Genomic DNA, 18,048 nt, shown 5'->3' on the forward strand with positions numbered 1-18,048 from the left:
TCCCCTGAAACAGGGTGGTGGCCCCGGCCCAAAAAGGACCGAAGCCACCACCACTCCTACCTACCGCCGGCCAACCAGCCCTGCCAACGCAACGCCACTCCCCACAACGCCGGCCACGCCACTAGCTACTTGGAAAACCTGCACGAGCCTCGGGAACGCCAGCGCCAGCGCACCGCAGCTCACTGCGGCAACGAACAGCAGTGCCGTCACTGCGGCCGCAGTACCTCGCGGTCGGCGCGTGGCTGACCCCTCCGGCCGCTGCACGGCGCCCGCCTCGGGGAGCGGCACCACGCCGGGGGCGACCGCATAGGCGGTAGCTGTGCCCCCGTAGGCCACCGCGTAAGCCGTAGCGACCGGCTGGGCCGTCGGCGGACCCTCTACCGGCGTCTGAAGGGCCGTAGGAGGGGCGAACGGCATCGGTACGGCCACGGGTGCCGGCGGGGGCGCCATGAAGGTCTGAGCTGGCGCCTGACGGTTTGTAGGGGTCGTCATGAGGATCTCTCTCGGTCTGCCGCAGCCCTGGTGGCGCGGTCGGGTGCCACCCTCGCCGCCGGCTCCCACACGATCCAGCTTTCGCGAATTTGCCCAACCACCCATGTCAGAGCTGGTGTTGGGACGATTCGCGAGGAGTGGACCGCGGGGCGCAGGGGTGCTACGCGCTGGGTGACGGGAGCACCATGCAGGCGCCGCGGGTTAGGGGCGCAAGTGCGGTGGTGGAGTGCCGAGAGGTTCGCCCCTGAAGCGGCTTCATTCAATAGATGCTGGCTTCTGGGTTCGATGGCTGCGGCTCTTGGACGGGGCGCCGGAGTGGGGTAGTGCGCCTACCGTCACGAGCGGTTGTGCTTCTCCTGGGTCGTGCTGGTGCGGGCAACGCCATGGGGCAACGAAGCTGCCCGAAAGCGGCATCATGCAAATGGGGGTCTTGCCGAATCGGCAGGACCCCCATTTTCAATAATTCTCTTGTCAGCGCAGATTTACCAAGATCGGGGGTGAGTGCTCGCCTCGCGCGGATGCCACCGAAATCACGGCGTGCCCGGCCGGGACAGAATTGGCGAGATCGGATGCAGACCAACGCTCCCGCTCTACCGTGCGCACAGTAACTGCCTTTGCAGTGACTGCCTTTCCTGTGACCGCCTGTCGAAAAATGTGCCACGCCTTCATACCGGCCCCCTCCGCGATGATCTGGCGATCAGTGACGTCTCGCGTCTCCACCCACTCCTTGCCCCAGACCTCCGCGAACCGGGCCCCGTCCCCCGGTGTGACGCCCGCGAACGCCATCCGGCAGCCAACGGCACCAAGCAGAGCACTGCGCAGGGCCTCCGGCACGTCCTCCAGTGCCCTCAGCGTCAGGAGTACGCCTGCGTGGGCGGAACGGACCCGCTGGAGGCTGCGCAGTGCTTCCTGGGTGACGACGTGCGGCATGTCGTCCAGGACCAGACAGGCGAACAGGGAGCGATCGGGGCGGGTCACGACCGCTTCGGCGAACTGCGCCAGGATCAGCCGAGCAAGGATCCTCGACGCCTCGACGTGCCCACGGTCGGGCAAGTCGATACGGACCCGTAGCGGGCGGTCCAGGGCGCGTAGGGAGACCTGCCGGGTTCGGCCGGTCGGGTCGAAGAGGTCCGCGAACGCGGGGCGGTCCAGGACGGCGATGCGGTCGGCGAGGTGCGCGCCGACGTCGTCCGGCCGCTGTGCTTGGCGCGCACGGGCGTCCAGCTCGCGCAGCGCAGCGGCGTGGCCGGCGGCTTCCAGGTCGGCGCGCAGGGCTTCCATCGCGCCCGGCGCTCCGTCCAGCAACTCCCGCAGCTCGGCGACCGAGGGGAATCGGGAGCGAGCCGTGCGGTGCGCGCCGAGCAGCTGCCCGAGGGCGACCGCGGCCCGGCGGGCGTGGTCGCCGAGGTCACCGACAAGCGCCTCGGCGAGGATGCCGGCAGCTTCGTCCGGGTCGGTGGTGCCGCCGTACAGGTCGATGTCGGCGCTGCCGGGGCGGCCGGGGCGGACGATGACGTCGAACAGGGCGTCCGGGCCGGCGGGCGCGCTGGCTGGCCCTACGGCCACCAGGGAGCACTGGCCGGCCAGCGCTTGCAGGCACAGGGACTCCGTCACGGGGCGGACCACGGAGGTGGTCTTCCCGCTCCCGGCAGGGCCGACGGCGAGCAGCGACGTGCCCAGCAGAGGCGGGCTCAGAGCGATTCCGGCGCCACGGTGCTGGTAGGGGTTGCGCGGCTGATCGGCCGCGATGCCGATGCGCACCTGTCGGGTGAGCAAGTCATGGTGCGCGGTCCTACGGGGCACGTCGCGCCGTCCCGAGGGGTGCTCGTAGGCGGCGGCCCCCTGGTGCATCACGGCCTTTCCAAACGCGTCCAGGGCCGCCTGAGTGCCTTTGTTCTGCGCCGTGCGCCATGCGTGTGCAATGCGAGCGACGTCCACGTCGTTCATGCGGCCGGCTCGGGCGTCTGCGGCGAGCCGGTCAGCGGCCTCGGTCAGTCCTGCGGCGCGCAGCTCGGGCCACTGCGCAGGATCGGCGGCCGGCGGGGGCACCTTCTCGACCTGGTCGTGCTGCTGAAGGGCCTGCCCGAGGCGACGCAGGAGCGGCCACCAGTGGCCGAGGCGGCCGAACACCACGATCAGGCCGATCGCCACCACGCCGTACCAGATGTAGGCGGCCCAGACGAACGCCATGGGGTCGGATGGCCCGAGCACCTGCAACGGCCAGAGCCAGTACGGGCCGAGGTAGCCGTTCCATAGCAGCGACCACAGCAGCCAGCCGCAGAACGCAGAGAACAATGCTCCAGTGACCTGTCGGCGCAGCGGTGCCTCTTCGGGGTCTTTCTCGACCTTGAGGCGGTGTCCGTACGTCCAGATGCCCGGGGCAGCGGTAGGTCGCGGGGCGCGCAGCCAGCCCAGCAAGGGGGGTTGCTCAGCGGGCGTGTGAATCGGTGGTGGCGGAGCGGCCGGCGGCGGGGGGCCGGCGGGGCGCGGCACGGCCGGGGCGCGGGGCGGTGCCGCTGGTGGCGCGTCGTTGGTGTCGTCCGTCATGGGGTCCCCCTTGAGTGCCGTGGTGGTGACCATGGTGCAACTGCGGTGCGCGCCATGAATGACGGACGCCCCGCCGATTGACCGGCGGGGCGTCCTGTTGCGAGGTGCGTCTCACTTGCCCTTGTCTCCCTGTTGCTTGGGAGGCCGGCTCTTTCGCTGGGAATGGGCGGCGATGCCTCCGGAGGCTCCCCCGGCCGCCGTGTTCGGCGGCTTGCTCGCGCTGCTGCCGGTAGTCCCGCCGGGGTTGCTCCCCCGGCCGCTGTGGGTGTTGATGCCCTGCAGGACCCCGGCCGCGGCATCGATGGCGCGGAACGGGACCTTGGCGGCGGCACCGGCCGTGCGGGCGGTCATCCGCGCCGTACGGATCCCGTCGCCCCATCCCGGCACTTTCCAGATCAGCCCGATCGCGGCACCAAGGGTGATGAGAGTGACGGCGAGACCGGTGAGTACGTTGCCGTGGTCGGTCTGGAGGACCGAGGCGAGTCCCAGCATGATCACCATTATTGGCTCAGCACCGATCACCGCGGCCATGAATCCCGCCCACTTCCGCACGTGCGGCCACCATTGCTGGTCGACCAGCCCGGAGTAGACGACCACGCCGAGCAAGGCACCGACGTACAGGCAGAGCGCCCGCAGGACCAGCAGCAGCCACAGAGCACCGCACAGGATGATCGTTGCGAGGGACACGGCGAGCAGGATGAGCGGGCCGCCGTCCACGCGACCGGCTTCCAGATCGGCTCCGAGGCTGTTGAACAGCCCCATCTTGCCGGTCCCGAGAGCAGTGGCTAGTACGCGCGTGACGGCTGATGTCGCCTGCACCACCACGTAGAGCACCAAGGGTGTGAACGCCGTTGCCACGACCGCCAGCCAGAGAAGGCCGATGGCGTCCCGCATCGCGGTGACCAGTGGGGCTCCGCGTACTGCGCGCTTGGTGACGGCGAGCAGCCAGAGCACCAGGACCAGAACGGTGGTGGCGGCGAACACGATGGCGTACTGCCGCAGGAACCCGGCGTTGGTGAAGTCGACGGAGTTGGGGTCACCGATCACCTTGCCGAGTTGGCCGGCGGTCCAGTGGGCGGCCTTGGCTACGGAGTGCGCGAGTGAGGTGAGCGGGTCCAGGCTGTCGGTCGGCGAGGGGATGGTGCCTCCCCCGCCGCCTCCGCCGTCCCGTCCGGCGCAGAGGTCGGCCGCCGGCCCCTGGATCAGTCCACACGGGGTCGGGCTAGGACTTGGCATCGGGGTGCCTCCCCTGCGTGTGGTCGTACATGTGCGCTCCCCCTCTGGTCCTGGTCAACGGCGTTCGGCGGTCCCCTCGTTGTACCTGACTGAGCACACCGTGTGTCGATCCTCTCGGGCGGGGCGCGGGCGCGTCCACCGCGCACCGCCGCATCCGGACGCACGCCCCGCCCGATACCCCCGCCCGCACGAAGAAAAGGGCAGCTTTTCTTTCGAGGGGCGGGGGTCGGTTTCGACTTGGTTGACGCGTCAGTGCAGGTCAGCACGTGCCGGGCGACGTGCGGGCCGTGACGCGTCGGCACGTCGTGCGGGGCACCGACGTGCCGACCACCGTGTCAGCCGCACGTCCCGGCACGTCGGCGGCGCGTCCTGGCGGGGTGACGTGCACGTCAGTCGACAGCGGTGGCGGAGGGATCGATACGCACCTGGTCGGCGTCGATTCTGGTCCGGCCAGCGAGCCCTGAATCCGTGCCTCTGCGGTACGTCTCGCACATCTCGTCCACAGAGCGAACGGCCTCTGACCTGCGGCGAGTTGCAGTAGGGGGAATGGTCCGTTGCGGACTCGGTAGAGTGATGCCTGCTTACCCAGATCCTCCCTTTGGACTGGGCGTGAGGGAACGCGTTCCCGGCCGCTCAGCACCTGCGACCAGCAGGTGCCGCTATGGAGGAGAAGGGGGGTGGTGCTGATGAGCGCTAACCGGCGCAAGCGTCACGGCAGGAAGTGGACCAGCAGCGAAAGGGTCCAAACCTTCCTGGGTGCAGCGCGCTTACTGGTGACACTCATCAACGCCCTATGGGACTGATGTCCCACGCCGAACCCGGCGGACACGACCGTATGGCCCGTGCATGCAGCGAGCCCGGTCGGTTGGTAGACGACCGGGCTCGGTAACCGCAGGAGGCTCGTGCCGGTCTGGACCACCGGGCGCGAGCCTTCTTGCACGTCTGCGGGCAGTCGCCCGGACGCGGCGTCACATAAAACACATCGCGGCGGTCCTTACAGTACCCCCTCGCGAGGGAGTACTTCATCCATCGATCACTGACGAGATCCGCTGGTGAGAGCACTAGGCAGGCTTTGACCTGGCTCTTAAGGCTCTACAAAACGTAACGGCACCGCTAGGGGTCAGTGGGGGGGTTCCGTTGGCGTGGTCGGGCTCACGCCAGGGCGGCGAGTACGTCAGCCAGCCGGATCACCGTCGGCCGGGCCGGATCTGCATCAGACTCCAGCCGCGTTCGCGGGATTGTCAGGCCCTCCCGGTTCAGCTCAGCCGTCAGAGTCCGGCCGACCATGAGGAGTCGGTCCCGGCGACCGTCCCACCGCCCCCAGACGTCTGGGTCTTCGGCAGCCAGGTGCTGAGCGAGCTGCGCCATGGTCAGCCACTCAGGATTGCCAGCCGCCCCGAACGCGCCGAGCAGCAACCGGGCGATCGCGGGGGCAGAGGCTGCGTCGAAGGGCCGGGCGGCCGGAGCGTTGGGGGCGGCCGGGATAGCGTCGTCCGGCATGGCCGGCAACCCTGCAGCGACGCGCTCGCGGGCCGCCTCAGCGGCCCGTACCGGCGGCAACTCGGGGACGTACCGCAGTACTGGGGTCCGGTGGCGGGGGGTGATGCAGTAGTACCGCCCGGCGTCCGCCGGCTCCCACTCGCCGGGTGACGGTACGAGCAGATGCGGCAGCCACCCTTGTGCGATGGCGTCACTGCGGCCGACCACGAGCGGCACGTCCGCGCTGCGGCACGGCATGAGGATGCGCACGCCGATCGCGTCCGCGATGGCATCCCCCAGAGCGTCGGAGGTCGCGTCCGTGGTGCAGAGCACTGCAGTAATCCGCGCTTTGCGGCCGACGGTCAGGAGGTCCAGGACGAGCTTTTTCGCGCGCGGGCTCAGTCGCCGGTACTCGTCGATGAACGCGATGATCGCGGGGTTGTTGTCGGACACCGGCCAGTTGTCTGCGGTGTCGCCGAGCGACGCGATCCTGGCGCGGGCACGCCGGAGGAGGTCTTCCAGCGTGCGCTCGATTGCCTCTTCGGTGTAGGCGGTCCGCGCGGCGCAGGGGCGCAGTGGTCCCAGCCCGCGGCCCATGGGGTCGATGTCTACGGCTACCGCGTCCGTGCACGCCGTGACGTGCTCCGCCAGGGCACGCACCATCGTGCTCTTGCCGCCGCCGGAGTTGGCCACGATCAGGACGTGCTGGCCGGCCAGGACTACGTCGGTGGGGTCGCCGTCGATGCTGCGGCCGATGCTGTGCGGCTCGGTGATCGAGCGCGAGCGCGGGGGCAGCACGGGGTATGGGCCCGTGCTGGCGAATGGGTCGCTGGTGAGCACTCGGAGGGTGACGGCGGCGCTGTCCTCCGGGTCGGGGAGTTGAGCGAGAAGCCGGTTCTGCCCCACCCGCAGCGTGGTCGCCACCCCGGGCAGCAACCGCACCAGGTCGCCCAGCGTCCCGGAGTTGAGCACCAGGGGCACTGACCAGCCCCAGTCGGTCTCCGCTGGGACCTTGACCTCGACGGGTGCCCCTTCCTTTTTCAGGGCCAGACGGACGCTCTGACGGGCTTCTCGGGGTGAGTGGCCCGCCTCCCGGATCGGGAACGGCTCCGGGTCCGGCTCCGGGTCAACGTCCGCGTGGGCCGGCACCTTAGGCGGGACGAACATCAGCTTCGGCACCGGCGGCCGCCGTCGGGTGGGGCGGCGCCCCTGCGTCCAGGCCAGCGCAACCAGTACTGCGGCTGGACCGAGGGTGACCACGACTCCAGCGAGCGCAGAGAGCCACCACAGGCCCAGCCATACGGCCATCAGGACCAGCAGCCACAAGGCGGCGACAAGATGCCGACGGGAGCGCACCTGCCCACGGCCGATGGCCAGCATCGCGTCGGTCACTTCGAGGTGGTGGAAGTCCTCTTGACCGAGCCGGATTTGAAGCTGCGCCCATTGCATCATCCGGTACGAAATCATCGGGGAGGCACCCATGCCCCCGCCGTACCCGTATCCGTAGCCGCGGCTGCGCTTTTGCATCTGGATGCGCTGCATCTGCGCAAACGTCGCTTGCTTCTGCTGGTTTTTCAGCAACGCCATATTCTGCTGAACTTCAGCGGCAACCCGTTGACGCTGTGCCTTCCATAGGCGGTACTGGTCATTGAGGATGCGGTGCGCAATGTGCGTATCCGACAGGTCCTCTGCTCGCCACCAACGCCCGTATTCGGCCTTCAGGTGCCGCATCCCCGCGGCGAGGGTGCTTGCTCCGCCGCCGGGCGTCTCGCCCTTACGCTCCACGTCGACCCTCTACAGCGTGCTGGTCAGGATGTCGCCGAGCGTGTTGCCGCTGGTCCGGATCAACCCCATGCCCATGCCGAGCAGGCCGGCGGACGCCCCCAGCCAGATGCCCACGAGCGCGCCGCGGACGACCGGGGACGTGAGGTCACGGCGGCCCGATTTGATCAGCCCGAGGTAGAACATCAGGATGACGATTCCGGTAATGGCACCGCCGACACCGACCTTTTCCCCGCCGGTCATTGCGGCTGCTTTCCCACCGGCTACGACTACCCCGGTGGCGTGCTCAAGGGCGTACTTGCCGACGCCTTGCCCCAGGACAGCGGCGCTACCGCCCATTGCCCCAAGAATGCCGCCGCCCAAAAACAGCAGTGCGGCAAGGGTCATGCCCATAAAGAAATGGATTTTGGGCGTGTAGTCCCCGCCCCGCCAACGGCCGATCTGATAGGCGAGGATGGCCAGCCCGAGCACGATTGCGCCCAGTCCCCCGCTCACGGCCCCCACCGTATTCATGCTCAAACTCCCGTCAGCCAGGTGATGATGAGGCGCCACGCCACGCGCCCAATTCCGATGATGACAACCCATGCGATCACGGCCAGGACCAGCCGCAGAAGATAGCCGAGATAACGGGTCCGCCACGCTCGCACCAGGCCGGCCCACAAAAGGCTTGTGGCTTGGGTGACGATGGCGGAGATCGCGCTGGCGAGCATGCTGCCGAGGGGCAGCATCATCAGCACGCCGAGCAGCAGGACCACCAACAGCACCCACCCCACGGGGGCGAGAATGCCGTCCGCCCGGACCGCCTCCGCGGCCGCCACGGCCGGCCCGATCCGCCACCACCAGGCAGCCACCGCGATCAGCAGCGCCGGGATGTTGACGCCGAGCCGCATCCAGCGCAGGTCCAGGCCCCGCCGGTCCGCGGCCGCGTACGGGTCGGGGAGCCGGTCGGCGATCGCATCCCCGATCTGCGCACCGATCTCCACCGCCGCGCCCATCTGCGCGCCGATCTCCCGCGCGCCCTCCAAGGCCTCCGCGGAGTGCTCCTCCCAGGTGTCCCGCAACTCCTCGCGTATGGAGGGCCGGCGCCACCAATCGGGATCGCCCTCGGGCGCGGGCTCCGCCTCGGGGGCCGGCCCCGAGGACGGGGGTACATCCGGGGGCCGGGTAGGAGGGGGAGGGATCTCCGGCGCCGGGTCTGGGGTGACGGATGGCTCCACGGCGTCACCAGCACCGTTACGGTCATCGTCCGTCGTCATCCGCACCCCCATCGATCAGTTCCCGCAGGGTAGTCCCGCTGATCTGTAGTCATCTCTTCGCCTGCGGCGGCTGTCGCCGATCCGCGACAATCGATAAGCCGCTGACCTGCGGTTGTCTATGGGGAGGGCGTGCGGGATGAGCTACCGCTACCAGTGCCGGGCATGCCGGGCGTCAATGGTGGTGGACAGCCGGGAGGAGGCGGAACACGTGCGCACGCTGCACCGGGCGGTGGAGCATGGGGGGCTCGCACCGGACGGTGAAGAGCTGCTCCCGAGTGCGGTACCGGTGCCTCAAGGTCCGCCGCCGGTGTCCACGCGGAAAGCGCTGCTGCTGCTGGGGGTACTGGCTGCGGTGCTTGTCGTCGCTCGGCTGCTGAGTCACTGACAGCGCGTCGTCAGGGTGCATTGCCGCAGGTGCGGGGGCAGTCAGGGAGGATGACGGTATGAGCACGTCCCGTCCGATGCTGACCCAGCGCGAGGCAGCCACGGCATGTGGGGTGAGCCGGTCGACGATCCGCCGGCGCCGTGAGGCTGGTGAGCTGCCGGGGGCGGTACAGGATCCCGAGCGCGGCTGGCTGATCCCCATCGAGGCCCTACTCGCCGCCGGCCTGCGACCCAACGCTCCGGCTCCGGCCGCGGACGCGGAGGCGCCGGAAACCGCTGGCCCATCCCTGGCCGGGGCTCCGGCCCTCGTCGGCGAAGAGGCTGCGGAACTGCGGGCCGAGCTGGTCCGACTGAAGCACGAACACGCCCTTCAGCTCGCGGAGGAGCGGCACGCGCGGGAACTGGCGCAGGCCGAGAAGATGCATCTTGAGCGCCAGCTCGCCGAGCGCGGCGAGCACATCGAATCCCTCCAGCAGGCACTACGGGCACTCGCCCCTGCCCCAGAGCGGGCGGCCATTCCCCCGCCGGCCACCCCGGCTGCGGCGCCGACGGTGCCGGGCCAGAATGCGGCCGGCCATGAGGAAACCGTCGCGCGTCGCAAGTGGTGGCGCCGCGGCTGACCTATCCGAGGCCATCCCGGTCGTCGGCACCGCCATCCCGGTCGTCGGTATTTTTTTCATCGGCACCGCCATCACCCTGTTCGGAGCGGCATCCGCAGGCGTCCCGTAGCCCATTGAAGTGGTCTAGACAATTGACGCAGAACCCGCTGTGACAAGGAAGTGTCCGTAGGTTCTTGCGAGACGCGACACCGCCATGCTGAACTCGAAAAGCACTGGTCAACGCGTTTCGATCACGGATACGGCTCTTGCGGCCCGGCGTCTGCAGAGCCCGTCCATGACCGACATCGTCGCTGCCCCTACTCCCCCGCGCGGGTGTGTCGCGCACCGAGACCGTCTTGAACGTCGGCAAGCGGCTCGTTCGGTATTCACCAGGTGCTCGGGCCGAAGGCTTCGCGCCGAAGCCCAGCATCCCACTGAGAGGGTTCGGGCAAATGTTGCTGTGGGCGATCATCGTCATCGGAGTTCTTGACATCGTTGTCGTAGTTGTCGGACACCTGTTCGACGTGATTCCGGGGCTGATGGAGAAGGCGACGAGGGCGTACAAGTCTGCCCACTCCTGTTGGCGCACGATCAAGGGCGAGAAGAAGTGCGACTGCGGGAGCGGGAAGGACAACGGGAAGGGGACCGATCCTGGGCCGTGAACGTTATGGCCACTCTTGCCGAGGTTCGATGAGAGGGATCAGGTGCCCTGAACGGCCGACCCGTTCGGGGCACCTGATCCGCAGGCGGGCTCCGGAGCCCGCCCATCGTGGTGTGGGGCCTACGGCTGGTAGGCGCCGGTCTGCAGCAGGTTCGCCGCTGCTTGACGGATTTCGCCGGCCGTGGTGCGGGCAACGTTCAACTCGGTCTCGATGTCCGCCAGCGGCACGGCGTCGACCGCTCCGGCAGCCACGATCATGCGGGCTACCCGGCGCTCCCTGCGCTCTCGGGGCGTCAGCCGGAGCAGGTCTTCCGCTGCTTGCGCCGCTTCCTCCGCCTCGGCCGCGGCACGCCGATGCTCCTGCGCCCTCAGCTCTGCGGCCGCCTTCCTCTCCTCGTCCTCCGCAATCTGACGCTCCGCGGCCACCGTCCGGGCCTTCTCCGCCTTCCGGGCCGCCACGGCTCGGTCGGCCTCCAACTTCTCCTGCTCGGCCTTCCGGCGCTCCTCCTGCGCTCGGTGGGCCGCCCGCGCGGCCTCCTCCTCCTTCTCCGCCGCGCGCAGCCGGGCGGCGGCGGCATCCTCCGACTCCAGGGCCTCCGCCTCCGCCTTCGCGGTCCGCTCCGCCCGGAGGCGGGTTTGCTCCGCCCGGATCCGGGCTGCCTCCGCAGCAGCGTCCGCCTCCGCTCGGGTCTGCTCCGCCTGCGCCTGCGCCGCGCTGGTCTCGGCCTCGACTTGGTGTTCCGCCTGCTGGATCTCGCCGCGGTCCCGGATGGCCCGGAGCCGGGCCCGCTTCTCTTCGTCCGCCCGGCGCTCCGCCTCCAGCCGCTTGCGCTCCGCCGCCTGCCGCTCCCGCTCCGCCTGCTCGGCCGCCCACCGCTCCGGCAGCGCCAGCGCCTCCGCCACGGTGTAGCCGCGCGGCGCCATCGTCATGGGCAGGCGCTCGATCTCCGTCGCGCGGGAAAGGTCGCCTCCGTGCTGCTGGGTGAGCCAGACGCGATACCCCGCGAGGTCCTGCTCCCGCTCGATCATCTCGGGGTAGGACCGCACCCCGGCCAGCCGCATCCGCCGGTACAAGCGCGCGGTGGGCAGCGGGGCGAGCATCCAGCGGTGCAGGGGGATGCGGTCCGTGACCGTGTTCGTCGCGAGCTGCGCGGCGTGCACCAGCAGCTTGCGCGCTGCCTCCACACCGATGATGAAGAGCAGCGGCATCAGGCCGTGCCAGCCCGCGCGCACCGGGTCGGCGGCGACCGACTTCCCGGTGCCGGTGGCGTTGAAGACGACGGTGGCCAGCGTCATGGCGTGGGCGGCGAACCGCATGACCGGCCAGGGGATGCGCCGCGCTACCAGGAACAGGTCGAGGGCGATGAACGCCAGGATGGCCCCGTCGATACCGATCGGCACCCAATCGGCCAGGTCCGGCGCGAACCCCTTGCTGACGGCGGCAGCGCGCAGCGTGCTGTACGAGCTGGCGAACCCGATGGCGGCCACGGGGACCATGCCCAGCACCGTGGCCACGGCCAGGGAGCGGGTCACCGCCGGCGGTACGCGCCGCCCCGCGGTGGCCGGGGGGTCGGCCATCTTGGCCCCGGCCACCCCGGCCGCGGCCGGGGCCGTGAGCACCCCCTCGGTGGCCGGGGTGGCCACCCCCCGGCCCCCCTTGTGGCGCGCGGCCGGAACGGCTTCCGGTGCGGCCGGAGTGGCCGGGTGGCCGGGCGGAGTGGCCCCGGCCGTGTCCGGAGTGGCCCCGGCCGTGTCCGGAGTGGCCCCGGCCATGGCCTCCCCGGTGGCCGGGGTCTGGTCAGGCGTCAGCACGTCTCGCATCCGGGCAGTCTCTCGCGTGTCGGCTGCTCCCGGAGCACCGGCCCGCCCATCCGGAGCGGAAGAGGCTGGAGCCGGAGCGCAGAGCGCCGGGGTGTCCAGGTTGGTGGTCATCGCTCTCCTTCGAAGGGTGCGCCGGGCGGGGGGTGCCCGCCCGGCGGTCGGTGTTCGGCGGTCAGCCGACGCTGGGCGGGCGGTTAGCCAGCGCGCGCTCGCGGTCGGTCACATCACGAGCGGCCTCGATCTGGGCCAGCCAGAGCCGGACTTCCGCCTCGGGCCACTCGTGCATGTCGTGAGGGACGCGAATCACGGCCGGCCCCCCGTCGTGACGACGCGGGTCGTCCAGCCGCCGCACTGCCGGCACACGTACTGGCGAGTCCGGGAGTCGATCTTCATGGGGCGGCCATGGCACACGGGCCGGGTGTGGCGGCTCACCGGCGGCCGCCCTTCGGGGTGCCCGGGACCGGGCGGGTGGAGGGGTCGCGGGTCCATCCGCCGTCGCGGGTGGAGTACTCCCGTACGTCCTGCGGCCGTTCGCCGGGGCGGCCAGGGTCGCGGGTGGGCATGTCCTTGCGCAGTGCCATGATGTGGCTCCGTCTCGTGATCGGGATGGACCCGGTGCGCCCCTATCTGCTTGGCGGTAGGAGGGGCGCACCGGCGCTTTCTGAGTGGCCCCAGCCCCTCTCGGGGCCGGGGGATTTGGGGTAGCCGGGGCGGTAACTGCCCCGGTAAACGGGGGTAGCCGAGCGGTAGAAACCGCAGGTAGACGGGCAGGTAGCCGCGTCTACGCCGCTCCCTGGGCCCCCTCCGGGGAGTCCCCGTCGGGGAGGGGTTTGACGAGCGTCAGACCGGGTGCCGGTGCCGGGATGGCGGCGGCCTCAACGGGGGCCTCCGTCGGGGCCTGCGGGGCGCGCTCGGCGGGGGCGGCGGGGCCTCCCCCAAAGACCCGTTTCAGGGCCTCCCCGGGGCCCATCCCCAGGGCCTCGGTGAGCCGGTCGACGCGTACGCCGTAGTCGACCTCTCTCCGCACCTTGACGCTCTTGGTGACAGGGAAGCCGGACGCCTCCAGCCACGCCCGCATCGCGGCTTTGTCCATCGCACCGGGCGCGAGGATGCCGGCCTTCTCGGCGGTGGCAATCAGGTGGACCACGTGCAGGCCGGGCCGCCCTTCTTCCTCCAGCGCGGCGAGCGCACCGAGGACGTGACGGGCCAGCAGGTCGCCGGGCGAGACCTCCGCGTCCTCGACGTCGTCCTGGTGCTCGTCCTGGTCCTCGTTCTCGTCGTCCTCCGCCGGGGGCGGAGCCACCATCCAGGCCGCCGCCATCCAGGCCAGTCCCCCAACGGTGGCGATCATGCCGCGCCACGGGGCGAGTGCCTGCATGTACGGCCACACCAGGACACCGAGGGTGCCGCCGGTCCCGGCGACCAGGACCCCGCCGAGGATGAACATGCCGAGCGATTCGAGGGCCGGGCGCCGGACCGGTCGCACCGGCGCCGCCCGCACCTCCTCCTGCTCGTCCTGGTGCTCATCCTCGGCGTCGTCCTCGTCCTCGGCGCCCTTCTGCTTGCGGCGCCAAGCCTCGATCTTCGCCTTAGCCTTGGCAGCCTTGGCCTGGGCGGCCTTGTCGGCCCGGTCCTGGGCGGCGGCGGTCGCCTCCGCATCGACGCTGACCTGATCCCAGGCCCAGGTGACCGCGTGGGCGGCACACCGGCACATCCGGCCCGAGAGCACCATGGACCCGGACACGAGCGCGGTGAGCGCGGCTCCGGCCCCTCGGGTGACGCCCCGTACCTCTTCCACGGTGCTCACAGCGCCCCCAGCACCCCGGCGAGCTTCACGACGAGGTTGTGGCCGATGGCCCAGATGCCCCCGGCCTGGGCGTAGATGACCCCGGCGGAGACCCCCAGCAGCGCGGGCCAGATCAGCCGCTTCCACTTGAAAACAAAGGTGGTGGCGGTGATGGCGAGGGCGACGCCGCCCAGGCCGATGTCGCCCATGGCGGAGCCCTTGATAAGGGAGGTGGGGACCTCGGCGACCCCCTTGACGACATCGCCCCAGAGGCTGCCGGCCGCGATGGCGAGGGTGCCGAACGTGATCCCCAGGCCGCCTGCCTTGTCTCGGTCGAGGCTGATGCGGTCGCTTCCGCGCAGGCCGGCCAACAGGCCCAGGCCGGTGGTCAGCGTGAGGCCGGACATCCCGACGGAGCCCAGGACCGGTCCGGCGGCCAGTACGACGGTGTGGGTCTCGGTGATCACAGCAGAGCTCCAGGGGCGTAGAGGAGAGCGGAGAGGGTGACGGTGGCCAGGGGGATACGGGCGATCCAGCGGACCGGCGGGCGCAGTTCAGCGGCACGGCGATCCAGGCCGCACCAGCAGGCGGCGGCGACGGGACCGGCGGCGGCGAGCGGGGCGAGCAGCGATCCCCACGGCTCCATCGCGGCCATGGCGTCCGCGACGAGCGGCGCGGTCCCCTGCCCCCACATCGCGGCGGCGATCGCGCACACCGGGCGGGCGGCCAAACCGACGAGGCCGGGCAGGCGGTGAAGCTTGACCAGCACGGCGCCCTTCCATCCCGCCACGGCGGCGCCGAAGGTAAGGCCGGCGGCGGCGAGCTGGGGCACCGAGTGGGACATGCGGCCCATGAAGGCGGCCCCCGCCATCGGGTCACCGGTCAGGGACCAGATCGCCAGATGGCCGGCCCCGGCCGCCGCGCCGTTGTAGAACACCCAGCGCAGACGAGGATTCGAGTCGCGCAGCCGCAGCGTGGACTGAGTGCCGGCCCTCCTCGCCCGACGCGGACCCTTGCACTGCTTGGCCTTGGCCCCGTCCAGGGCAGTGGCACGCATCTTCGCGCGACGCAGCGCCCTGCGCTGCTGGGCCTTGACCGCGTCCGGGGCCGTGGCGCTCATCCGACACCGCCGACCCGGCGAGCGCGCAGCCACGCCCGCACCCGCAACTCGTCCGCGTCCGGCCCGGCCAGCACGGGCCGCCGCACGGCGACGTACCCCGGGGGCAGGGTCGGCGGGGTCGCCTGCACCTCACGCCACCAGCCCCGCACCGGCAGGATGGTCCGCGTCACGAGCACCGGGGCAGGCATTCGCCGGTGGCGCCAGCGACCTGTAAAAATCGGCACGTTGGGTCCTTTCTCCTCGTCAGGGATTGATGAGCCCGACAGCCGGTGCAGCCACACCGGGCGGGCGGTCCCTGGCACTTCGCCGGGGGCCGTTCGCGTCGAGCCGCGCCCCAGGCCGGATTCGATCCGGCGGCATCACGCGGTTTCTGGGGCTGGAGCAGATGGCGGTCGGTGGCCTGCCCGGAGGTGCGCTTCCGGCCGCCGTGATGGGTTAGTCAGCTACGGCCAGCAGCCCGGCAGGCGTCGCAGATGAAGCTGCGGCAGATGAAGCCGCGGACGACGCCGAACCAGCCGTGGCACCACGCGCACTGCCACATCAGCGGACCCCCGTCCCCGAGCAGGGCGGGCACGGCCGCCAGACGTCGTGCCGGACGCCATCGGCACTCCAGCTCGTCTCGACGAACCCCTTCTTGCCGCCGCACGTCGTACAGACCTGGGCCTGGTACTGGTTGCTGTCGCTCATCGCGCACCCCGCCATCCACGCCGGCCGGTGAAGCCGTTCGCGTCGAAGGGGTCGGGGTCGGTGGCGCGCTGCTGGTGGCGCTGCGCGCGGCGGGTCCGGGCCTCGGATTCTTTGCGGCGAGCGCGGTCGGTGGCCGACTCACGGTCGGCGTACCGTTCACGCGCCAGCTGGCGGTCGTTGCCGCCCTTCAGCCACTCCAACATCAGTGGCCACCCCCCGAGGGCCCCTCGGGCCGGTTGTCGGGGGAACCCGAGATCACCTCGGGCATGGTGGTGCCGTTACGATCCATGACGGATCGCCTCCCTGTCGCATCAGGTAGGTGGTCAAGGCCCTCGGCGTGTTGGCGCACACCGGGGGCCGCCCCATTTCTGGGCCGACCCCGCGGGCCGGGTTCCACCATGACACGAAAAAACCCAAGGGTGCAAGTACTGAACCCAGGGGTGTTTTCTGGTTATGCTCAGCCCATGACGGAGATCCCTGAGGAGAGAGCGGCAGCAGCACTACGTGCTGTAGCGGAGGCCGCGGCGGAGCGAGACCGCGTCATCGCCGCCGCACAAGAGCCAGTCCGGCAGGCCGCCATCGCGGCCGTGGCGGCGGGGGCAGGACGCACACGAGTGCGCGAAGAAGCAGGAGTTAGCCCCCGCACGCTGTACGCATGGCTCGAAGAGGCCGGCATCCCAGTGCGCCCAAAGAAGCCCAGCAGCAAGGGGCAACCCGGGAGTTGACGCCGTATGCGTCCCCTGCCAGCGCGCCAGGGGTCTACCCTCAGGGCCCACACAGATCAAGCTCACCAGCAGGAAGCCCCGCCGGGGTTGTCCGTGAGTTCGCACCTCACGGCCCGTACGGGGCTCACCTGCTGACCAAGACGTAGGTCCGCCGCGAGTGTAGCGGGGGGCTCAGCCTTCAGCTACAGCTCACGGACCAGAAACGGTCGATACATGCGCAATAGTGGCAATTCGGATGGAATGGCATCGCTGCGTCCCCGAGTGGAACGCGCCGACACCTTGGACTGGGTCAAGTTCGATCGCCAATTGGCCCGGAACGGGGAGGTTTCGCCGACTTGGAAAGCGCTCTATGCCGCATTGGCATCGTTCGCCGACCAGTCCAGCCGCGAGACTCCCGATGGCCGGCCCGAAGACGATGAGGATGTACCCACCCGCCAGCGACTGGCGGAGTGCATCGGCCGGTCAGTGGACACCGTAGATCGGGCTACCTCCGGGCTAGAGGAACTGGGTCTCCTCGAGGTCGAACGACGGCAAGATCCCGACAACCCCAAGTTGAACCTGCCATCCCTCTACAGGCTGCTCGATCACGAGCTCTGGGACGAACGGGCCGCGGTACGCGCTGCCGAACGGAAGGCCGAGCGCGAGGCCAGGGCAGCAACCCGCAAGGCGAAGAAGGGAGCCCCCACACCTGAGAAAGGGGGTGGCCGCACCAATGCGGCCAGGGTGGCCGCACCAATGCGGCCAGGGTGGCCGCACCAATGCGGCCAGGGTGGCCGCACCAATGCGGCGGTTCCTTCTTCCTCTCTAGAAGATCTCTCTCTCAAGACTGCGCGGGACCCGCGTGACGAGAACAACCAGCGAGAGAGAGAAGCGGCTGCGCCCGACGCGGACAAGGTTGTCGAGGCGTACGCAGCAGCCATGGGACGCCCGCTCCTGAGCCGCACTCAGGAAGCTTTGCACCAACAGGCCGTGGCGCTTCTGGAGACAGGACTGCCGGTGGGATGGCTCGCAGACCGGGCAGCTGAGATGCCGAGTCACGGCTGGACGGACCTAGAGCGCCATGTCGAGCGATCCACGGTCCCCATCCCGGGGCAAGCGACCGGTGGACCATCACTGCCCGAATGGTGTGGGCAGTGCGGCGACCTTGAGCCTGATGGCACGCCGATGATGCCTGGCATCCGACACAACTCACGATGGCGAGTCATCGATGGATCGCCATGTCCTCGCTGCCACCCGAGTGCGCTGTTCACTGTTGGCACTTGAGACGGCCTGTGCGGCGATCTGAGCGCCGTTCTCGCTGTCCTCTGGCTACCCGCGCGGGGGAGGCTTGTTTGCCGCTCTAGTCGCCTCACAGAGCCTCACCTGCGGCGGTGGTGGCTCTGGTTGGCGGGCGGGCTGGTTGGCCGGCGGTAGGTAGGAGTGGTGGTGGCTTCGGTCCTTTTTGGGCCGGGGCCACCACCCTGTTTCAGGGGA

Annotated in this window: 17 protein-coding genes; 3 read left to right on the forward strand and 14 right to left on the reverse strand. The window is 70.2% G+C overall.

Annotation, left to right across the window (positions count from 1 at the left end; translation table 11 throughout):
* Positions 1–963: 963 nt before the first annotated feature.
* From ACFV1J_RS39150 to ACFV1J_RS39170, 5 genes are all read right to left on the reverse strand, one after another.
* Positions 964–3,039 (reverse strand): ATP-binding protein, encoded by a 2,076-nt coding sequence (locus ACFV1J_RS39150; RefSeq protein WP_385866559.1) that lies wholly within the window; start codon positions 3,037–3,039, stop codon positions 964–966.
* A 111-nt stretch (positions 3,040–3,150) separates the two neighbouring features.
* The gene (locus tag ACFV1J_RS39155) at positions 3,151–4,275 is read right to left on the reverse strand and encodes a hypothetical protein (RefSeq protein WP_385866561.1); all 1,125 of its coding nucleotides are present in this window, start codon (positions 4,273–4,275) and stop codon (positions 3,151–3,153) included.
* 1,152 nt (positions 4,276–5,427) lie between these two features.
* Positions 5,428–7,539: an ATP-binding protein gene (locus ACFV1J_RS39160; protein ID WP_385866563.1), complete on the reverse strand. Its 2,112-nt coding sequence runs from the start codon at positions 7,537–7,539 to the stop codon at positions 5,428–5,430.
* A 9-nt stretch (positions 7,540–7,548) separates the two neighbouring features.
* The gene (locus ACFV1J_RS39165) at positions 7,549–8,031 is read right to left on the reverse strand and encodes a hypothetical protein (RefSeq protein WP_385866565.1); all 483 of its coding nucleotides are present in this window, start codon (positions 8,029–8,031) and stop codon (positions 7,549–7,551) included.
* 20 nt (positions 8,032–8,051) lie between these two features.
* Entirely contained in the window at positions 8,052–8,597 is a 546-nt protein-coding gene (locus tag ACFV1J_RS39170) for a hypothetical protein (protein WP_385866567.1), read from the reverse strand.
* Positions 8,598–8,928: 331 nt separating this feature from the next.
* On the opposite strand from ACFV1J_RS39170, the gene ACFV1J_RS39175 reads away from it, so the two are divergent.
* The 3 genes from ACFV1J_RS39175 (at position 8,929) to ACFV1J_RS39185 (ending at position 10,437) form a co-directional block, all read left to right on the forward strand.
* Positions 8,929–9,177, forward strand: coding sequence for a hypothetical protein (locus ACFV1J_RS39175; RefSeq protein ID WP_385866570.1), 249 nt, complete (start codon positions 8,929–8,931; stop codon positions 9,175–9,177).
* A gap of 58 nt (positions 9,178–9,235) precedes the next feature.
* Positions 9,236–9,796, forward strand: coding sequence for a helix-turn-helix transcriptional regulator (locus tag ACFV1J_RS39180; protein WP_385866572.1), 561 nt, complete (start codon positions 9,236–9,238; stop codon positions 9,794–9,796).
* A gap of 335 nt (positions 9,797–10,131) precedes the next feature.
* Entirely contained in the window at positions 10,132–10,437 is a 306-nt protein-coding gene (locus ACFV1J_RS39185) for a hypothetical protein (protein ID WP_385866574.1), read from the forward strand.
* Positions 10,438–10,556: 119 nt separating this feature from the next.
* Here the strand turns inward: ACFV1J_RS39185 and ACFV1J_RS39190 are convergent, their stop codons facing one another.
* The 9 genes from ACFV1J_RS39190 to ACFV1J_RS39230 all read right to left on the reverse strand — a co-directional run bounded on the left by ACFV1J_RS39190 (position 10,557) and on the right by ACFV1J_RS39230 (position 16,053).
* On the reverse strand, positions 10,557–12,257 hold the full coding sequence (locus ACFV1J_RS39190) for a DUF2637 domain-containing protein (RefSeq protein WP_385866575.1): 1,701 nt from the start codon (positions 12,255–12,257) through the stop codon (positions 10,557–10,559).
* A 172-nt stretch (positions 12,258–12,429) separates the two neighbouring features.
* The gene (locus ACFV1J_RS39195; RefSeq protein WP_385866577.1) at positions 12,430–12,564 is read right to left on the reverse strand and encodes a hypothetical protein; all 135 of its coding nucleotides are present in this window, start codon (positions 12,562–12,564) and stop codon (positions 12,430–12,432) included.
* 121 nt (positions 12,565–12,685) lie between these two features.
* Positions 12,686–12,838, reverse strand: coding sequence for a hypothetical protein (locus ACFV1J_RS39200; protein WP_385866578.1), 153 nt, complete (start codon positions 12,836–12,838; stop codon positions 12,686–12,688).
* A gap of 200 nt (positions 12,839–13,038) precedes the next feature.
* Positions 13,039–14,064, reverse strand: coding sequence for a hypothetical protein (locus ACFV1J_RS39205; RefSeq protein WP_385866579.1), 1,026 nt, complete (start codon positions 14,062–14,064; stop codon positions 13,039–13,041).
* Positions 14,061–14,510, reverse strand: coding sequence for a hypothetical protein (locus tag ACFV1J_RS39210; protein WP_385866581.1), 450 nt, complete (start codon positions 14,508–14,510; stop codon positions 14,061–14,063). The genes ACFV1J_RS39205 and ACFV1J_RS39210 overlap by 4 nt, the downstream gene beginning before the upstream one ends.
* The gene (locus ACFV1J_RS39215; protein WP_385866582.1) at positions 14,507–15,163 is read right to left on the reverse strand and encodes a hypothetical protein; all 657 of its coding nucleotides are present in this window, start codon (positions 15,161–15,163) and stop codon (positions 14,507–14,509) included. The genes ACFV1J_RS39210 and ACFV1J_RS39215 overlap by 4 nt, the downstream gene beginning before the upstream one ends.
* Positions 15,160–15,333 (reverse strand): hypothetical protein, encoded by a 174-nt coding sequence (locus tag ACFV1J_RS39220; RefSeq protein ID WP_385866584.1) that lies wholly within the window; start codon positions 15,331–15,333, stop codon positions 15,160–15,162. The genes ACFV1J_RS39215 and ACFV1J_RS39220 overlap by 4 nt, the downstream gene beginning before the upstream one ends.
* 370 nt (positions 15,334–15,703) lie before the next feature.
* A complete protein-coding gene (locus ACFV1J_RS39225; RefSeq protein ID WP_385866585.1) occupies positions 15,704–15,850 on the reverse strand; it encodes a hypothetical protein in 147 nt (48 codons plus the stop codon).
* The gene (locus tag ACFV1J_RS39230) at positions 15,847–16,053 is read right to left on the reverse strand and encodes a hypothetical protein (protein WP_385866587.1); all 207 of its coding nucleotides are present in this window, start codon (positions 16,051–16,053) and stop codon (positions 15,847–15,849) included. The genes ACFV1J_RS39225 and ACFV1J_RS39230 overlap by 4 nt, the downstream gene beginning before the upstream one ends.
* Positions 16,054–18,048: the final 1,995 nt, after the last annotated feature.

Origin of the sequence: Streptomyces sp. NPDC059649 (assembly GCF_042734445.1) — a bacterium.
Lineage (GTDB): Bacteria > Actinomycetota > Actinomycetes > Streptomycetales > Streptomycetaceae > Streptomyces.

Bases quoted from the DNA above. Each gene is read 5' to 3' on its own strand.
- ACFV1J_RS39150 (WP_385866559.1), bottom strand. From the start codon at position 3,039: ATGACGGACGACACCAACGACGCGCCACCAGCGGCACCGCCCCGCGCC.
- ACFV1J_RS39155 (WP_385866561.1), bottom strand. From the start codon at position 4,275: ATGCCAAGTCCTAGCCCGACCCCGTGTGGACTGATCCAGGGGCCGGCG.
- ACFV1J_RS39175 (WP_385866570.1), top strand. From the start codon at position 8,929: ATGAGCTACCGCTACCAGTGCCGGGCATGCCGGGCGTCAATGGTGGTG.
- ACFV1J_RS39180 (WP_385866572.1), top strand. From the start codon at position 9,236: ATGAGCACGTCCCGTCCGATGCTGACCCAGCGCGAGGCAGCCACGGCA.
- ACFV1J_RS39190 (WP_385866575.1), bottom strand. From the start codon at position 12,257: ATGCGAGACGTGCTGACGCCTGACCAGACCCCGGCCACCGGGGAGGCC.
- ACFV1J_RS39200 (WP_385866578.1), bottom strand. From the start codon at position 12,838: ATGGCACTGCGCAAGGACATGCCCACCCGCGACCCTGGCCGCCCCGGC.
- ACFV1J_RS39215 (WP_385866582.1), bottom strand. From the start codon at position 15,163: ATGAGCGCCACGGCCCCGGACGCGGTCAAGGCCCAGCAGCGCAGGGCG.
- ACFV1J_RS39225 (WP_385866585.1), bottom strand. From the start codon at position 15,850: ATGAGCGACAGCAACCAGTACCAGGCCCAGGTCTGTACGACGTGCGGC.
- ACFV1J_RS39230 (WP_385866587.1), bottom strand. From the start codon at position 16,053: ATGTTGGAGTGGCTGAAGGGCGGCAACGACCGCCAGCTGGCGCGTGAA.